Here is a 19,457-nt window from a genome sequence, read left to right as displayed (position 1 = left end):
CCTTTTATATTAAATACTAACAATTTACCAAGTAGAACCAATATTAAACTGGAACTGCTGCGAAGAATCACCATCAAATTTCTTGATTGGCTGAGCATAAGAGAACACTAATGGGCCTAATGGTGACATCCATTGTACGGCAAGCCCGGCTGAAACACGAATATCAGATGGCGAACTATAATCAGGCATATTATTTCCTTTCATATCCCATTCGGTATCCCATACAGTACCGGCGTCAACAAATAGCGATGTTCGAATACTATTTGAATATTTTTCACTAGCAAATGGTGTTGGTACAATTAACTCACCACTAACAAAGGCTAATGCGTTACCACCAACGGCATCTGATGATACTCTACATTGGCTCTGATTGGATAAATTACAATTCGGGTTATTAAAGTAGATAGCTTTTGGCCCTACGGTATTTGATTTAAAGCCCCTTAATATAGATGAGCCACCGGCATAAAAGTTTTCATAAAATGGTAACTCTTTACCACCAAATCCAGTACCATAGCCTAAACGGCCACGCGCTAATGCAACCCATTGATGGTCAGTATCTAAAGGATAATAATAAGAACTATCAGCAACAAACTTGATATATCGATTATCAAATACTGGTGTCGTCACTTTTGCATTAGCACTGACTTTTAATCCTTCGGTTGGGAAGAAACCTCGGTCTAATGTATTGTAGCTCCAGTAAGCATTTATTAATAGGTCGTTGGTATCATAACTTGCATCAGATGTTTTACCCCTGACATTTTCACCCATTGATTCTAAATAACGCCACATACCATATTGCGCTTTCATATCACTTAACGAGTGATTAGCAAATTCAGTCCCAAAACGGATAAAGTTGGTCTCACTAATAGGGAAACCTAAGTTGGCTGTAGCTCCCCATGTTTTACTTGAGTATTCTGATACATCGCCATTCTCTTTATCTGCTTGATATGTATTATAATAAAGACTACCACCTAAGCTAACTCCATCAATGGTAAAATAAGGGTTAGTAGCAGAAAGAGACGCCGTTTTATCTGAATCAGTGGTATTTACATCAAATGAAACGCTATTACCTGTACCTAGCCAATTTTCCTGTGAAATACCAGCATTAAAGCTAAGCCCACTATCAGAACCGATACCGACACCAAATTTTATGCTACCCGTATTTCGTTCAGCAACCTTATAGGTAATATCAACTTGGTCATCAACGCCTGGTACTTTTTGTGTATCCGTTTCAACTGTATCGAAAAATCCTAAACGATTTAGCCTTGTTTTGCCTAGCTCAACTAAGTTATTACTTAACCAAGCAGCTTCCATTTGGCGTAGTTCTCGGCGAATAACTTTTTCACTAGTAACTGAATTACCAACAATATTAATTTTTCGAACATAGTAACGAGGGCCAGATTCAACAAATACGATTAAGTTAACCGTGTGGTCAGTATCGTTAATTTCTGGATGAGTTATCACTCTAGGGTATGCATAACCATAATCGGCAAGCATTTTTTTGATTTTATCTTCAACCAGCGTAATTTTTTTACCATTATAAAGCTGACCTTGATGAATTTGCTCAGTCAGAATTTGATCAATTTTATCTTTATAACCAGCATAGCTACCTTTAAGCTCTACTCCAGAAAAATTATATTGTTCACCTTCATGGACATTAATAGTGACATAAATCCCTTTTTTATCTGGAGTTAAACTAACTTGTGTCGATTCAATATTAAAACGAGCATAACCTTTATCAAGATAGAAACCCTGTAGCTCATCTAAATCCGCGGCTAATTTTTGTTTTTGATATTTTCTATCGCCTAGCATATTCCACCAAGGAACTTCATCTCTTAGTGAGAAACGAGAGATTAGTTCATCTGAAGAATAAGCCTTAGCCCCTACAATATTAATCTGATCTATTTGTGCAGATACGCCTTCAGCGATATCTAACTTTAAATCAACACGATTACGAGACAATGGCGTTACAACCGCTTTAACTTTAGCGTTATATTTACCAATACTGTAGTAAAAGTCTTCAAGGCCTTTTTCAATAGCGGATAAGGTTGTGCGATCTAATGACTCACCAACTCTCACTCCAGAGCTATCTAAATTTGATGTTAACATGTCATCTTTTACTGACTTGTTACCTGAGAATGTGATGCTTGCAATAGTAGGACGTTCTTGTACATTGATAATTAATATATTACCATCACGAGAAACCGTAATATTTTCAAAATTGCCACTGGTATATAGCGATTTAATAATATTACCCAGATCCGACTCGTTTACATAATCACCCACTTGTACGGGCATTTTTAATAACGCAGCACCAAGTGTTACGCGTTGCAATCCTTCGAATTTTATATCTTTTACCTGAAAATCATCAGCAGCAAATGCCACTTGGCTATACGTAAAAGAACTAAAAAACAAAGACGCTATGAGCAATTTACTAATTCTCATTTGTGAGGCTCACCTTTCATTATATGTTACTCCATTTAATCACAATCATAAGCGTACAAAATCGTTAAATAACGCAGTACCCATTATAATCATCAATAAAATAAAACCTACCCGATAAAACACTTCTTGTACTTTATTTGACACTGGCGACCCTTTTATTTTTTCAATTAACAAAAATAAAAGATGCCCACCATCTAACATCGGCAAAGGAACAAGATTAATTACACCTAAACTAATACTAATAAATGCTAAAAAAAATAAATATGGAACAATACCATAACTCGCTGTTTGTCCTGCGCCTTTAGCAATCGAAATAGGACCAGATAAATTCTTAATGCTAATAACACCCGTCACTAACTGATAAAATGACCTTGTTACCTGCTTTATTGTTAATCCTGTTTGCTCAAATCCTTTAACAAATGCGCTTACTATATCATACTGTTTTACGATTGTGTTATTGCTTGGATAAATTCCTGCAATTCCAACCGTTTCTCCTTTTTCATTAACACTAAGTTTTGGCTGTAAATTGAGTGTGAAAATCTCATTTTTACGCTTTATTGTTAGTGTTATCAGATCCCCTTTTTTTATTAATTGAGAAAAATTATTCCAATTATCATAATCTTGGTTATTATAACGAATAATTTCATCGTTAACTTCAAGGCCTGCGGCAATTGCGGCTGAATTATCAACAATTGCGCTAATAATTGGATAAATTGCAACCTGCTCGGGTATCAACCCAAATGCCGTAATAGGAGATTCTTTTTCTATATCAAATTGCCAATTTTTAATATTAACTATTTTATTGTGTAATTTATCACTATTTGTTGTATAGCTGAGATCAATATCACTATTGCCCATTTCACTAATAAGCGCAGAATTAACATCTGCCCAACTTTCTATTTTGATGCCTGCAATAGATTTTAGTTCCGCACCTTGCGGAATATTTACAATTGATGCTGGAGTATTGATTATAGTTCCAGCAATTTTCACAGGATAAGTCATAATACCGATTTGAAAAATGACCCAGTATACAATAATCGCTAGAATAAAATTAGCGATTGGTCCCGCACTAATAATTGCAGTTCGTTTAATAATTGATTTATGGTTAAAAGCAAATTTTTTTTGCTCTTCATTTAATGGTTGGTTACGGCCATCGAGCATCTTAACATAACCGCCTAACGGAATAGCCGAAAGTGTATATTCTGTTCCTTTTTTACTGGTATGTGACCAAAGTTTTTTACCAAAACCAACAGAAAAATACTCTACTTTGACCCCACAAAATCTAGCGATAATGAAATGCCCAAACTCATGTACGGTAACAAGTATACTGATAGTGATTAAAAATATTATCGTAGACCAAATCACATTAAGGCCCTACAAAACATAAAGAGAAATCGCAGCAAAAACAGGAATTGCAGCAGTAAGGCTATCAATACGATCTAAAATCCCACCATGACCAGGAATTAAATGCCCGCTATCTTTGATATTGGCTTCACGTTTAAACATACTTTCAGTTAGATCACCTAATACTGATACTAATATCGCAAATATAGAGCTAACCATCAAATTATATAAAGAGATAGTAAAATAATTACTTAGATAAACAATTACGCTAATCAGTAATGACAAAATAACACCGCCAAGTAGCCCCTCTATAGTCTTACCCGGTGAAACTTTTGGCGCTAACTTATGTTTACCAAATGCCCTTCCAGCAAAATAAGCACCTGAATCTGTTGCCCACACTAAAACTAATACATAAAGTAACCAAAATGCACCTTGAAATGAATCATGGCTATAATTAATCTGCCTTAACTCAACCATGCCGATGAAAAAAGGCACTAATGTGAAACAAGCAAATAGCGTCTTAATACACTTATTTTTCCAGATCCGAACTGAATTGGGATAACTAATTACTAGCAGTAAAGCAACTAACCACCAAATTAAAGACGCCAGCAAAATATATTTAAATATGCTAGCTTGGCTACTAATAAGAGTCGATAAGTAATAAATAATAGCGATAAAAAGTGTAAATATCAGCGCAAATAGAAGCCGATTTTTAATCGTTTTTATTTGTAAAAACTGAGCCCATTCCCATGCACAAAGACCACAAATAATTACCATAATAGAGATAAACCCCATCAATGGTAAGAAAAACAAACATAAGATAACGAGAGGAATTAATACAATAGCTGCCAATATACGCTGAATTAACATTATGAGTCCTATTTTTTAACAATCAATAACTTGACCAAAACGTCGCTCTCTTTTATTGAAGATCGAAATAGCTTCGTCAAGTGAATCTAAACCAAAATCAGGCCATAGTATATCAGTAAAATAAAATTCAGAATAAGCAATTTGCCACAGTAAAAAATTACTAATTCGATGTTCACCGCCAGTTCTTATCACCAAATCAATCGCCGGTAAATCATGTAATGAAAGTTGTTCATTTACGATATCTTCATTAATTTCATCGATCGATAATAAATTGTTATCAACTTTACTAATAATTTGTTTAATTGCTTGGGTAATGTCCCATCGTCCACCATAATTCGCTGCAATATTTAATACTAAGCCCGTATTATTACGCGTCATATTTTGAACATCAGCAATCATTGCCTGTAATTGAGCTGAGAAACGCGAAATATCGCCAATAATATTTAAACGAATATTATTTTTATTGAGTGTTTTTGCTTCTCGATTCAAAGCATAGACAAATAAGGACATCAATGAGGAAACTTCTTGCTCTGGTCTTTTCCAGTTTTCACTACTAAAAGCATACAGGGTTAACGCCTTTATACCGATAAAACTAGCATGGCGAACAACTTTTCTTACTGCTTTTAACCCTGCTCTATGCCCAACAACTCTTAGTTGATTTCGATTTTTGGCCCACCGCCCATTTCCATCCATAATAATTGCGACATGATTGGGAATATGTTTTTGTTGCGACATGCCTTTCCTATTTATATCATTATAAAATGATTATCGAGTACCATAAACAACAATAGTTTTGCCATGGGCAGAAATTAAATGTTGTTCTTCTAGCATTTTCAGAATTCGTCCAACTGTTTCTCTTGAACAGCCCACAATCTGACCAATTTCTTGACGAGTGATTTTAATTTGCATCCCATCTGGATGGGTCATTGCATCAGACTGCTTAGCGAGATTTAATAAAGTTTGGGCAATTCTACCTGCAACATCAAGAAATGCTAGATTGCTTACTTTTTCTGAAGTTATTTGCAAACGACTAGCCATCTGTGCGGCAAGTTTCATTAAAATATCGGGGTTGACTTGAATAAGCTGTTTAAATTTTTTATATGATATTTCAGCAACTTCACAACTGGTTCTAGCCTTAACCCAAGCACTTCGTTCCATTCCATCTTCAAATAAACCAAGTTCACCAATAAACTCACCTTGATTTAAATAAGATAAAATCATCTCTTTACCTTCATCATCCTTAATTAAAACTGCAGCAGCGCCTTTTACGATATAGTATAACGTTTCGGCTTTTTCACCTTGATGAATTAATGTACTTTTAGCGGGATATTTGTGAATATGGCAATGAGATAAAAACCATTCTAACGTTGTATCGGATTGTTGTTTACTAATAATCATTAGGTCCTACTCCAGTTATACAATTTCTAGTTATTATGCGGTACTACTATACCAAATTTATCTACTGAATAATATATCAAAATTAATTTTACTCATGATAATGCTTACTTCTCATTGTGTTACACTAATTCATTAGCCTGTTTTAAATCAATGGTTTCATGTAACTCTGACCAAATAATAACGATTTTACCTTGCTGCAGTTGTTTACTAACATCATCAACTTTTTCAGCTAATGTTTTTTCTGCAAAGCCGTAATCCGTACCTTCACGCAAAACGAAACTTTCAATAATGTTGAGTAATGTATCTTGTTCTAAATCTTGCCAAGGAATGATCATTATATAGGCCAACAAATTCAAGTAGTCTATTATTATTAGCATTAAAATGAAGAAATGCAACTATTCCATCAATGATGTTTCCTGCATTAACAAAATATCAGTATAATCAAATTGGCGATATTTTATACTATAATGGCACCTTACAACAAAAAAATAACGAAAAACTCAAAAAAAAACCACTCAAGAGAGTGGTTTTTATATACGGTTAAAGCTTATGCTTCATCAGTTGAATTAAGTAATTCAGCTAAATTAGCTGTTGCTTCTTCAGCAGTCACAATCGAATCTGGTGTAACATGAGTATCAGTGACTAATGCGCGTTTACGTGCACGCTCTTTATGGTATGCATAACCTGTTCCTGCTGGAATTAATCGTCCAACAATAACATTTTCTTTCAGACCACGAAGTTCGTCATTTTTACCTGCGACTGCGGCTTCAGTTAACACTCGTGTTGTTTCCTGGAATGACGCTGCAGAAATAAATGATTCAGTCGTTAATGACGCTTTAGTAATACCTAATAAATCATGCATATAAGATGCAGGCTCTTTACCTTGCGCTTCAAGTTCACGGTTCATTATCTTAATGCGAGAAACTTCTAGTTGCTCACCTTCTAATAAACGAGAATTACCTGTATGACCGATAGTTGCTTTACGTAGCATTTGGCGAACAATTACTTCAATGTGTTTATCATTGATTTTTACGCCTTGTAAGCGGTAAACTTCCTGAACTTCGTTCACAATATAACGTGTTACCGCATTAACGCCTCTTAAGCGTAAAATATCATGAGGAGATTCTGGTCCATCAGAGATTACATCACCGCGTTCTACATGCTCACCTTCAAATACGTTAAGTTGACGCCATTTAGGGATCATCTCTTCATATGGCTCACTACCATCGGCAGGCGAAATAACCAAACGTCGTTTACCTTTTGTTTCCTTACCAAATGAAACAATACCATCAACTTCAGCAAGAATAGCTGGCTCTTTTGGTTTACGCGCTTCAAATAGGTCTGCAACGCGTGGTAAACCACCGGTGATATCTTTAGTACCAACAGAAGCTTGAGGAATACGCGCTAAAACATCACCGATATTAATTTGAGCACCATCTTCTAATTGCACTAATGCTTTTCCTGGTAGGAAGTATTGTGCAGGCATTTCAGAGCCAGTAACAATTACATCTTTACCCTTAGCATTGACAATTTTAATTGCTGGACGCAAATCTTTACCAACAGTTGCCCTTTCAGCAACATCAAGTACCACAATTGAAGATAAGCCAGTTAAATCATCTGTTTGACGTGTAATTGATTGACCATCAACCATATCAACAAATTTGATAAAGCCTTGTACTTCAGATACGACTGGCATCGTATGCGGATCCCAGTTTGCAACTGTTTCACCAGCTTTAACTGTACTACCAGTACCTTTAGTTAAAATCGCACCGTAAGGAACCTTATAGGTTTCTTTCATTCGACCTAACTCATCGATAATCGTTAATGCAGTATTACGCGAGGTAATAACAAGTTTCTTCTCTGGATTGATAACAAATTTCGCATTAGATAATTTGATAATACCGTTATTTTTAACTTGGACACTTGACTCAGCTGCGGCTCTCGATGCGGCCCCACCGATATGGAACGTACGCATCGTTAACTGCGTACCTGGTTCACCAATCGATTGCGCTGCAATTACACCAATTGCCTCACCTTTATTAACTAAGTGACCACGGGCTAAATCACGACCATAACAGTTAGCACAAACACCGAAATCAGTATTACAAGAAACCACTGAACGAACTTTAACACTATCAATCAATTCTGCTTCTAATAAATCACAGAAACTTTCATCAAGTAATGTATTACGTGGAATTAAAATATCAGCAGATCCTGGTTTTAACACATCTTCAGCAGTAACTCGTCCTAGCACACGCTCACGAAGTGGCTCTTTAACATCACCACCTTCAATAACTGGAGTCATTACAACGCCTTCATGAGTACCACAATCGTCTTGAATAACGACAAGATCTTGCGCAACGTCAACTAAACGACGAGTTAGGTAACCTGAGTTAGCTGTTTTTAATGCAGTATCGGCTAAACCTTTACGTGCACCATGGGTAGAGATAAAGTACTGAAGTACGTTCAACCCTTCACGGAAATTTGCAGTAATTGGCGTTTCAATAATCGAGCCATCTGGTTTTGCCATTAAACCACGCATACCAGCAAGCTGACGAATCTGCGCAGCAGAACCTCGAGCACCAGAATCGGCCATCATATAGATACTATTGAAAGATGGTTGTGACTCTTCCTTACCTTCTCTATTGATAACTTTCTCTGTTGATAAATTATCCATCATCGCTTTAGCTACGCGTTCGTTAGCCGCAGCCCAAATATCGATAACTTTATTATAACGCTCACCAGCGGTAACTAAACCAGACTGGAACTGCTCTTGGATCTCAGCAACTTCCGCTTCAGCTTCGGTAATAATTTCAACTTTCTTAGCTGGAATGACCATATCATCAATACCAACAGATACACCCGAACGAGCAGCATATGCAAAACCAGTATACATAACCTGATCAGCTAAAATAACAGTTTCTTTCATACCTAATTGGCGATAGCAAACATTTAGAATTTTTGAAATCGCTTTTTTACCTAACGGCTGATTGACAACAGAGAATGGCAATCCTTTTGGCATAATTAACCATAAAATGGCACGGCCAACAGTCGTATCGACTAATGAAATAGAAGGAACCCATTCATCAGCGTCATTACGACTATATTCAGTAATACGAACTTTAACACGAGCATGAAGTTCAGCTAATCCAAGTCGATAAAGTTTTTCAGCTTCTTTTGGCCCAGTTAAAACCATGCCTTCGCCTTTAGCATTGACTCTATCACGAGTCATATAGTAAAGACCCAATACAACGTCTTGTGATGGGACAATAATTGGCTCACCACTCGCTGGAGATAGGATATTGTTCGTCGACATCATTAACGCACGAGCTTCAATTTGAGCTTCTATCGTTAATGGAACGTGAACAGCCATTTGGTCACCATCGAAGTCAGCATTGAATGCCGCACAAACTAATGGATGCAACTGAATTGCTTTACCTTCAATTAATATTGGCTCAAAGGCTTGAATACCCAATCTATGAAGTGTTGGCGCTCGGTTTAATAAAACGGGATGTTCACGAATAACTTCATCTAAAATATCCCAAACAATAGCATCTTCACGCTCAACCATTTTCTTAGCAGCTTTGATGGTTGTAGCATAACCACGACGCTCTAATTTGCCGTAAATAAATGGTTTAAAAAGTTCAAGTGCCATTTTTTTCGGTAAACCGCATTGGTGTAGACGTAAATAAGGACCTACTGTAATTACAGAACGACCAGAATAGTCAACACGTTTACCTAACAAGTTTTGACGGAAACGACCTTGCTTACCTTTAATCATATCAGCAAGTGATTTTAATGGGCGCTTGTTTGAACCAGTAATTGCACGTCCACGACGGCCATTATCTAATAGCGCATCCACAGATTCTTGTAACATACGTTTTTCATTACGTACAATAATATCTGGCGCAGCTAAGTCTAATAAACGTTTTAAACGGTTATTACGGTTGATCACTCGACGATATAAATCATTAAGATCAGACGTTGCAAAACGACCACCATCTAACGGCACTAATGGACGTAAGTCAGGTGGAAGAACAGGTAATACATTTAAGATCATCCATTCAGGCTTATTCTCAGAAAGAATAAATGCCTCTAGGATCTTAATACGTTTTGTTAGTTTTTTACGTTTCGTTTCAGAATTCGTTGTGGTTAACTCATCACGTAATAGTTCACATTCCGCATTCAAATCTAAATTACGTAATAATTCTTGAATAGCTTCAGCACCCATACGTGCATCGAATTCATCACCGAACTCTTCAAGTGCATCTAAATATTGCTCTTCAGTTAGAATTTGACCACGATCAAGATTAGTCATTCCACCATCAAGAACCATAAATGATTCAAAATAAAGTACTCGCTCAATATCACGTAGTGGCATATCAAGTAATAAACCAATACGAGATGGTAACGATTTTAAAAACCAAATATGCGCAGTTGGTGAAGCAAGCTCAATATGGCCCATACGCTCACGACGGACTTTAGCTTGAGTAACTTCAACACCACATTTTTCACAGATCACACCACGGTGTTTCAAACGCTTATATTTACCACATAAGCATTCATAATCTTTAACTGGCCCAAAAATTCTTGCACAAAATAAACCATCACGCTCAGGTTTAAATGTACGGTAATTAATGGTTTCTGGTTTTTTAACCTCACCAAATGACCACGAACGGATCATGTCTGGTGACGCTAACCCAATTTTAATAGCATCAAACTCTTCAGTTTTAGTTTGTGCTTTTAGAAACTTTAATAAGTCTTTCACGAATTGGCTCCTATGGAGTTAAACCAACGGGGTAATCGTTATATAGCTAACGATTACCCGTATAAATAGCAAATCTTTAAATTAGATAAAATTACTCTTCATCTAATTCAATATTGATACCAAGCGAACGAATCTCTTTTAACAATACGTTAAATGATTCAGGGATCGCAGGTTCCATACTATGATCGCCATCTACGATATTTTTATACATCTTCGTACGGCCGTTTACATCATCTGATTTTACTGTCAACATTTCTTGTAATGTATATGCAGCACCATAAGCTTCAAGTGCCCACACTTCCATCTCACCAAATCGCTGACCACCAAACTGAGCTTTACCACCAAGAGGTTGCTGAGTAACTAAACTATATGAACCTGTTGAACGTGCATGCATTTTATCATCAACAAGGTGATTTAGTTTGAGCATATACATGTAACCAACCGTTACTGGACGCTCAAATTTTTCACCTGTTCGACCATCATATAAATTAATTTGGCCTGATGTTGGAATATCACCTAATTCAAGTAATGCTTTGATTTCCGACTCTTTAGCACCATCAAATACAGGTGTTGCAAGTGGCATACCATTACGAAGATTTTGTGCAAGCGTCATCACTTCTCGATCAGAAAAATCTGCAACATTGACTTCTTGAGCAGCACCAAGTCCAAGGTCGTAAGCTTTTTGAATAAATTCACGAAGCTTAGCAAGTTCTTGTTGCTCTTTAAGCATAGTATCAATTTTATTACCGATACCTTTAGCAGCCATCCCTAAGTGAGTTTCCAAAACCTGACCGATATTCATACGTGATGGAACACCTAATGGATTTAGAACTAAATCGACAGGGCATCCATCTTCATCATATGGCATATCTTCAATTGGATTAATTTTTGAGATAACCCCTTTATTACCATGACGACCGGCCATTTTATCACCAGGTTGAATTTGGCGTTTAACAGCTAAATACACCTTAACGATTTTTAATACACCAGGCTGCAGATCATCACCTTGAGTGATTTTCATGCGTTTAGCGTCAAGTCGTTTATTGAAATCAACTTTAATCTCATCGTGCTGAGCTGCTAACTCTTCTAGCTTAGCTTGCTTATCTTCTTTAGATAAACCGATAGTCAACCATTTTTCACGAGGTAATGCGTCAAGTTTACTTGCTTCAATGCCACCTGAAACTAAAACATCTTTGATTTGCGCAAACAATGCGGCTTCTAAGATTTTCAACTCTTCAGTTAAATCTTTTTTCGCTTGTTTTAGCTGCATATCTTCAATTTCAAGTGCACGTTTGTCTTTAACAACACCATCACGTGTAAATACTTGAACATCAATAACCGTACCGGAAACACCGTTTGGTACACGTAATGAAGTATCTTTAACATCAGACGCTTTTTCACCAAAGATAGCTCTAAGTAATTTCTCTTCAGGTGTTAGCTGTGTTTCACCTTTTGGCGTTACTTTACCAACTAAGATGTCACCGCCTTTAACTTCTGCCCCGATATAAACGATACCTGATTCATCAAGTTTAGAAAGCGCTGACTCGCCTACATTTGGAATATCAGCAGTAATTTCTTCAGCACCTAATTTAGTATCGCGAGAAACACATGATAATTCTTGAATATGAATAGAGGTAAAACGGTCATCTTGAACCACTTTTTCAGAAACTAAAATAGAATCCTCAAAGTTATAACCATTCCATGGCATAAATGCCACTCTCATATTTTGACCTAATGCAAGTTCACCTAAATCCGTTGACGGACCATCGGCTAACACGTCACCACGATCAACTTTTTCGCCTAATTCAACACATGGAATTTGGTTAATACATGTATTTTGGTTTGAACGAGTATATTTAGTTAAATTATAGATATCAATGCCAGCTTCGCCTGAATACATTTCATCTGAATTAACATTAATTACGATTCGTGATGCATCAACGTATTGTACCGTACCGCCACGACGTGCAACGGCAGTAACACCGGAGTCAACAGCAACAGCTCGCTCCATACCTGTACCTACAAACGGTTTTTCCGCTTTCAAAGTAGGCACTGCCTGACGTTGCATGTTCGCACCCATTAAGGCACGGTTAGCATCATCATGCTCAAGGAATGGAATTAATGATGCACCAACAGAAACGATCTGTTGAGTTGAGACATCCATATAATGAACTTGATCAGCATTATACAAACCTGACTCACCGTTTAAGCGACAAGTAACTAAATCTTCTTTAAAACGACCATCATCATCTAGATTTGAGTTAGCCTGAGCTATAACATAAGTGCTTTCATCAATAGCAGATAGGTAGTTGATTTCATCAGTAACTACACCATCAATAACTCGACGGTAAGGTGTTTCTAAGAAACCGTATTCATTAGTTCTTGCATAAACCGCTAATGAGTTAATTAAACCGATATTTGGACCTTCTGGCGTCTCAATTGGACAAACACGTCCATAATGAGTTGGATGTACGTCACGCACCTCAAATCCAGCACGTTCACGTGTTAAACCACCAGGACCTAATGCAGAAATACGACGTTTATGCGTAATTTCAGATAATGGGTTATTTTGATCCATAAACTGAGATAATTGGCTTGAACCAAAAAATTCACGAATCGCTGCTGAAATAGGTTTAGCATTGATCATATCTTGTGGCATTAAAGCATCAAGATCACCTAATGATAAACGTTCTTTAACTGCGCGCTCTACACGAACCAAACCAATTCTAAATTGGTTTTCCGCCATCTCACCAACGCTACGAATTCGACGATTACCTAAGTGGTCAATATCATCGACATCACCATGACCATTACGAATAGCAATAAGTTTTCTCATTACTTCAATAATGTCTTCATTACTTAAAACGCCGCTACCTTCAATTTCTTCACGATTTAATGAGCGGTTAAATTTCATACGACCAACAGCCGATAAATCATAACGCTCTTCAGAGAAGAAAAGATTAGCAAATAATGACTCAGCAGCTTCTTTTGTTGGTGGCTCACCAGGACGCATCATTCGATAAATTTCAACAAGTGCGCCTAACTGATCATGAGTAGGATCTACATTTAAAGTTTCAGAAATAAACGCACCATGATCAAGATCATTAGTGAATAATGTTTCTATCTTTTTATAACCAGCTTGAGTTAACTCAGCAAGTAGCTCTAATGAAATTGGCGTATTAGCTGGAGCAATTATATCGCCCGTACTTTCATTAATATAATTTTTCGCCAGAACTTTACCGATGATATATTCAACAGGTACATCTATTTTTGTAATATTATCTTTTTCTAATTGTCGAATGTGTCTTGCTGTGATACGACGACCTTTCTCTATATAGATTTGGTCTTTTGACTCGATATCAAACAGGGCTGTCTCACCACGAAGACGCTCAGGAATAAGTTCTAATTTTAATTTAGATTTAGCTACTTCAAAGATACTTTTTTCAAAGAAAATATCTAAAATTTGCTCAGTTTCAAAACCTAACGCTCTTAAAATGATCGTTGCTGGTAATTTACGACGGCGATCGATACGAGCAAATAAGTTATCTTTAGGGTCAAACTCAAAGTCTAACCATGAACCACGATAAGGAATAATTCTAGCATTATATAGAACTTTACCAGATGAATGTGTTTTACCTTTATCACTATCAAAGAACACACCTGGACTACGATGCAACTGAGAAACAATTACTCGTTCAGTACCATTAATAACAAATGTCCCATTATCAGTCATAAGAGGGATTTCACCCATATAGACATCTTGTTCTTTAATATCTTTTACAGTCCCTTCTGGAGCATCTCTGTCATAAATAACTAAACGTAATTTAACACGTAATGGCGCAGAATAAGTGATCCCTCGGATTTGACACTCTTTAACATCAAAAACAGGCTCGCCCATTTTAAATGAAACATACTGAAGCTCTGCACTGCCACTATAACTCTTTATAGGAAAGATTGAACGAAAAGCGGCTTCTAAACCATATTGACCTTCAGGATCTTGGTCAATAAACTTTTGGAACGAATCAAGTTGAATAGAAAGAAGATAGGGTATATCCAACACTTGTGGACGCTTACCAAAATTCTTACGAATTCGTTTTTTCTCGGTATAAGAGTAAACCATTAGTTCCTCAACTTGCTGATCAGCCTCGATATATAATTTAATATCATATCGGCTTTATTAAATATTCATCAGATCTTAATTATTCAATTAAATCTGACACCTGCTCGAAATATTTATAAATATCAATTGATTAGGTTTTTAATTATATACTATTTCATTTGTAGCTAAGTAATAATTTTTTTCACATCTATACAGACGCAAAAAGGCTGGAGATATAAACCACCAGCCATCAGCCCTAATAGGGCTGTATATAATTGTATCAAACTTATTTAAGTTCGACAGTCGCACCAGCTTCTTCAAGCGCTTTCTTAAGTGCTTCTGAATCATCTTTGCTAGCAGCTTCTTTAACTGTAGCTGGAGCTGATTCAACAAGGTCTTTAGCTTCTTTTAAGCCTAAACCAGTTGCACCACGAACGGCTTTGATAACGGCAACTTTGTTAGCACCGATGTCTTTTAAGATAACATCAAATTCAGTTTTTTCTTCTGCTGCTTCAGCTGGACCAGCTGCTGCAACTGCTACAGCTGCTGCTGCAGAAACACCGAATTTTTCTTCCATCATTGATACTAGTTCAACAACGTCCATTACAGACATTTCAGCAACTGCATCTAAAATTTGTTCTTTAGTGATAGACATAATATAGTTTCCTAAATATAGAATTTTTTAAAATTAGTAAATTGTTCAACAATTAAAATAATCTGCACTTTTGCTAAAAGCAAAATTAAGCAGCTTCTTTTTGATCGCGAACCGCTGCAAGTGTACGAACCAATTTGCCAGCTGCGGCTTCTTTCATGGTCGACATCAAGCGAGCTAATGCTTCTTCGTAAGTCGGTAATGTTGCTAAACGGTCAATATTAGCCGCAGTAATTAACTCACCTTCAAAGGCTGCTGCTTTAATCTCAAATTTATCATTTTCTTTGGCAAACGCTTTAAAAATTCGCGCTGCAGCACCTGGGTGCTCATGAGAAAAGGCAATTAGAGTTGGACCAACAAACGTATCTTTTAAGCACTCATAAGGAGTACCTTCAACTACGCGACGCAATAACGTGTTACGAACAACACGCATATAAACGCCAGCTTCGCGAGCTGTTTTACGTAATGCAGTCATTTTTTCTACAGTAACGCCACGAGAATCCGCGACAACTGCAGACAGCGCACCTTTGGCAACTTCGTTAACTTCAGCAACAATCGCTTGTTTATCTTGAAGATTTAATGCCATTAGTTTTGCTCCTGAATTAAACTAGGTTTTCACCTAGACTCTCACTATACCAACTATTGCAAGCAATAATTAGCCTATTTACGGTGAGCAGAGTCCTGTTAATTCAACTATATTTATCTAATTAAAATAACGTTTAGGTTCTGTCACCGTCTACGTAGGAATATTAAGTAATGACTTTAAATAGTCATCACACCTACGGTCTTGGACGGGGTCTGGATTAGGCCAGACACCAACCGATTCTTTCTTACCTGTAAGGCAAGTTAGAAAATTAAACTGTTGCGCTCAAACTTGTTTGATCGACAGCAACACCTGCACCCATAGTAGTTGACAGACTAACTTTCTTAATAAAGATACCTTTAGATGACGCTGGTTTTGCACGTTTTAATGCAACAAGTAACGCTTCTAAGTTTTCTTTTAATTTGTCAGTATCAAAGTCTACTTTACCAAGAGTAGTATGAATAATACCATTTTTGTCGTTACGGTAACGAACCTGACCAGCTTTAGCATTTTTAACTGCCTCAGCGACGTTCGGTGTTACTGTGCCAACTTTAGGATTTGGCATTAAACCACGAGGGCCTAAAATTTGACCTAATTGACCAACGATACGCATAGCATCTGGAGAGGCAATAACAACGTCAAAATTCATTTCGCCTTTCTTGATTTGCTCAGCAAGATCTTCCATACCGACAAGTTCTGCACCAGCAGCTTTAGCAGCTTCTGCATTAGGACCTTGAGTAAATACAGCAACACGTACGCTACGGCCAGTACCATTTGGAAGTACAATTGCACCGCGAACATTTTGGTCAGATTTACGAGCATCAATACCTAGGTTAACAGCAACGTCAACACTTTCAGTAAATTTAGCTGTAGCTAACTCTTTTAATAAAGTGATAGCTTCATTGATTTCATATTGTTTAGTAGCATTAACTTTTTCACGGATAAGTTTAGCTTTCTTAGATAGTTTAGCCATTGATTAACCCTCCACTTCCAGACCCATTGAGCGAGCTGTTCCTTCAATAGAACGCATTTTCGTCTCAATAGTTGCACCATTCATATCCGCAGCTTTTAATTCAGCGATTTCGCGAATCTGCGCACTTGTAACTTTACCTACTTTTTTCTTGTTTGGTTCGCCAGAACCAGACTTGATTTTAGCAGCTTTCTTCAATAGAACTGCTGCAGGTGGAGTTTTAGTAACAAATGTAAATGAACGGTCAGAGTATACGGTAATAACAACTGGTGTTGGTAAACCTTTTTCTAAACCTTCTGTTTTAGCATTAAACGCTTTACAGAATTCCATAATATTAACACCATGTTGACCAAGTGCTGGACCAACCGGTGGACTAGGATTTGCCGCACCAGCTGCAACTTGCAACTTGATATAGGCTTGTACTTTCTTTGCCATGTTAGCTTCCTTCTTTGGGTACTAGCGCCCTGTTAACCCGATAACAGACAGCTCCCCTAAGTTAAATAAGGGCAACATTTTCCTATAAATATAAAAAAATTGCAATAATTATTTCAAGTACTACCGAACATTTTATTTAATATTTATAAATAAAATTTATCAAAAAAGTATCTAATGGCTAATTTATAGCATATATTCACTTGATACGATGATTAATCGAACTTCGTTCATGCAATAAATTAGATTACAAGCACTAAAATGGTGTTTTATATTTAATGCAAGTAACCTATCTTTATTTTATAAAATCGTTACATTATGAATTTAGTATTTAACGCACATAGCATATGCACTATCAAATTCAACAATCACATTACCTTCAGCAGTACCAACACTATAATTCATCCCTGCTGTTTTAGATGGTTCGTTGGTAAAATAGAAGTCATAATCAAATAATCTTCGTAAGTTCTTAACATCTTTCATCATATCTCGCGCATTACCATCCCCTGGTGCATAATAGAAAATCTTACCCCATTCAGCCATCACTCCTTCACCTATAGCGCGGCTAAATCCATTATTTCTTAAATACCAATTACCATGACTTAACGAGTCAGCAAAATCAATAAAAGTATAAGGTGAGTTGCTGAGTTCTTTTCGACTTGGCAGCCGATCACCTTTGCTAGCACAAAGATATTTTGCCTGAGTAAGGGTTATCCAATTCCCCTTTTTAGATGCGACATAAACCCAGTTACTGATAGAAAAACGATAATAAAATTGCCCCTTTGTACGACTATTTTTTACCAAAAAAACATAATCAGCATTTTGTGTTGGCGTGATATCTCTAAATTTAAACTCACTTTTAGAACTTGCATTAGATGATCTCACATCACTCACTAAAGCAGAATTTGGATTTTTTACTATCTGGTATGTATAGTTAGATATGTTACCAAAGGGAATGATTCTAAAGCGAGCATCAGGAAAAGCCGTTGTAGGAAAAGATTTTCCATTACTATTTTTTGCCCACGCATTAAATCCTTTACTTCGAGTAAACTGCTCAGCATTGTATGGATCGGCACTTCTATTTACCCAATCACTCCCTGCCGAAGCATTATTGCCGCCTTCAGGCCAGCCATTTGGAATATTTAAAGCCAAAACACCTGGTTGTATATAACAGATGCCATCATTCGCATTCACTTTAAATGTTTTAGATATTACTCTTTCACCTAAACGTGGTAGGCCATACTCAGTATTAGCTTGTATCGTAAAAGAAACAGTTATGCTCGAGTCGCCTTTATAAGAAGACTTACAAATATTACCGCCTAGCCAATCTGTTGAGCTTGTTGATATGATATTATTGTTAAAGTCCTTCCACTCATAGCTAATATTTTTGACCTCAAGGCCATTTACCGCAGCTAAATAATCTTCGTCAATATCATGGATATCACTAATATCTAATCCAGAAAAATCAATCGTTGCAGACAACGAACTTGGTGTATTTGTGTAAGACACATAAATTGTATCATCTGAACCGGGTATAAACTCATAAGATTCACCCACATCTGATAAAATATTAAATTTAATTGTGTTTAATATTTTATTATCAACGGTTGGTAGAATTTCAGGCGAATTTCCATATATATAACTGGCAGTAGACGCAGACAAAGCAGCATAAGTTACAAATGGAATAACAAGAATTATGGTAATTAAAGACTGTGCTATAAACAAAAATAACGGGAGCAGTTTAGACAAAATAACTTTATCATATATTAATGTCACAATGAAACTGTGACAAGTAGAATAATTTTTCATCAGTTTTTATTTCCTTGTTAATATTATTTTTATAATAATTTATATCCTAACTAGTTGATTAATTTAACCTAACTTAAAGCCAACTCC

The 19,457-nt window shown here is 36.6% G+C and carries 13 protein-coding genes; all 13 read right to left on the bottom strand.

Going from position 1 to position 19,457, the window contains the following annotated elements; translation table 11 throughout:
- Positions 1-24: 24 nt before the first annotated feature.
- Positions 25-2,445, bottom strand: a complete 2,421-nt coding sequence (gene bamA / locus RHO14_01985; GenBank protein ID WVD71580.1) for an outer membrane protein assembly factor BamA — start codon at positions 2,443-2,445, stop codon at positions 25-27.
- A gap of 45 nt (positions 2,446-2,490) precedes the next feature.
- A complete protein-coding gene (gene rseP / locus RHO14_01980; GenBank protein ID WVD71579.1) occupies positions 2,491-3,810 on the bottom strand; it encodes an RIP metalloprotease RseP in 1,320 nt (439 codons plus the stop codon).
- 9 nt (positions 3,811-3,819) lie between these two features.
- Positions 3,820-4,659, bottom strand: coding sequence for a phosphatidate cytidylyltransferase (locus tag RHO14_01975; GenBank protein ID WVD71578.1), 840 nt, complete (start codon positions 4,657-4,659; stop codon positions 3,820-3,822).
- Between the two features lie 15 nt (positions 4,660-4,674).
- Positions 4,675-5,394, bottom strand: coding sequence for an isoprenyl transferase (locus RHO14_01970; protein ID WVD71577.1), 720 nt, complete (start codon positions 5,392-5,394; stop codon positions 4,675-4,677).
- Positions 5,395-5,424: 30 nt separating this feature from the next.
- A complete protein-coding gene (crp, locus tag RHO14_01965) occupies positions 5,425-6,057 on the bottom strand; it encodes a cAMP-activated global transcriptional regulator CRP (protein WVD71576.1) in 633 nt (210 codons plus the stop codon).
- A 119-nt stretch (positions 6,058-6,176) separates the two neighbouring features.
- Positions 6,177-6,392, bottom strand: coding sequence for a YheU family protein (locus tag RHO14_01960; GenBank protein WVD71575.1), 216 nt, complete (start codon positions 6,390-6,392; stop codon positions 6,177-6,179).
- Positions 6,393-6,604: 212 nt separating this feature from the next.
- Complete coding sequence (gene rpoC / locus RHO14_01955) at positions 6,605-10,825, bottom strand: DNA-directed RNA polymerase subunit beta' (GenBank protein ID WVD71574.1); 4,221 nt, start codon at positions 10,823-10,825, stop codon at positions 6,605-6,607.
- 91 nt (positions 10,826-10,916) lie between these two features.
- A complete protein-coding gene (rpoB, locus tag RHO14_01950; GenBank protein ID WVD71573.1) occupies positions 10,917-14,945 on the bottom strand; it encodes a DNA-directed RNA polymerase subunit beta in 4,029 nt (1,342 codons plus the stop codon).
- Positions 14,946-15,210: 265 nt separating this feature from the next.
- Positions 15,211-15,579, bottom strand: coding sequence for a 50S ribosomal protein L7/L12 (rplL, locus tag RHO14_01945; protein ID WVD71572.1), 369 nt, complete (start codon positions 15,577-15,579; stop codon positions 15,211-15,213).
- Between the two features lie 85 nt (positions 15,580-15,664).
- On the bottom strand, positions 15,665-16,162 hold the full coding sequence (gene rplJ / locus RHO14_01940) for a 50S ribosomal protein L10 (GenBank protein WVD71571.1): 498 nt from the start codon (positions 16,160-16,162) through the stop codon (positions 15,665-15,667).
- Between the two features lie 268 nt (positions 16,163-16,430).
- On the bottom strand, positions 16,431-17,132 hold the full coding sequence (gene rplA, locus RHO14_01935) for a 50S ribosomal protein L1 (GenBank protein ID WVD71570.1): 702 nt from the start codon (positions 17,130-17,132) through the stop codon (positions 16,431-16,433).
- A 3-nt stretch (positions 17,133-17,135) separates the two neighbouring features.
- Positions 17,136-17,564, bottom strand: a complete 429-nt coding sequence (gene rplK, locus RHO14_01930; GenBank protein WVD71569.1) for a 50S ribosomal protein L11 — start codon at positions 17,562-17,564, stop codon at positions 17,136-17,138.
- Between the two features lie 321 nt (positions 17,565-17,885).
- Positions 17,886-19,370 carry a hypothetical protein gene (locus tag RHO14_01925; protein WVD71568.1) on the bottom strand — a complete coding sequence of 495 codons (1,485 nt, stop codon included), beginning with the start codon at positions 19,368-19,370 and terminating at the stop codon, positions 17,886-17,888.
- Positions 19,371-19,457: the final 87 nt, after the last annotated feature.

The sequence above is a fragment of the Orbaceae bacterium lpD04 genome (genome assembly GCA_036251935.1).
Classification (GTDB): domain Bacteria; phylum Pseudomonadota; class Gammaproteobacteria; order Enterobacterales; family Orbaceae; genus Orbus; species Orbus wheelerorum.
The sequence above is the reverse complement of the archived record's forward strand: the minus strand, read 5'-3'. Positions and strand labels throughout refer to the sequence as shown.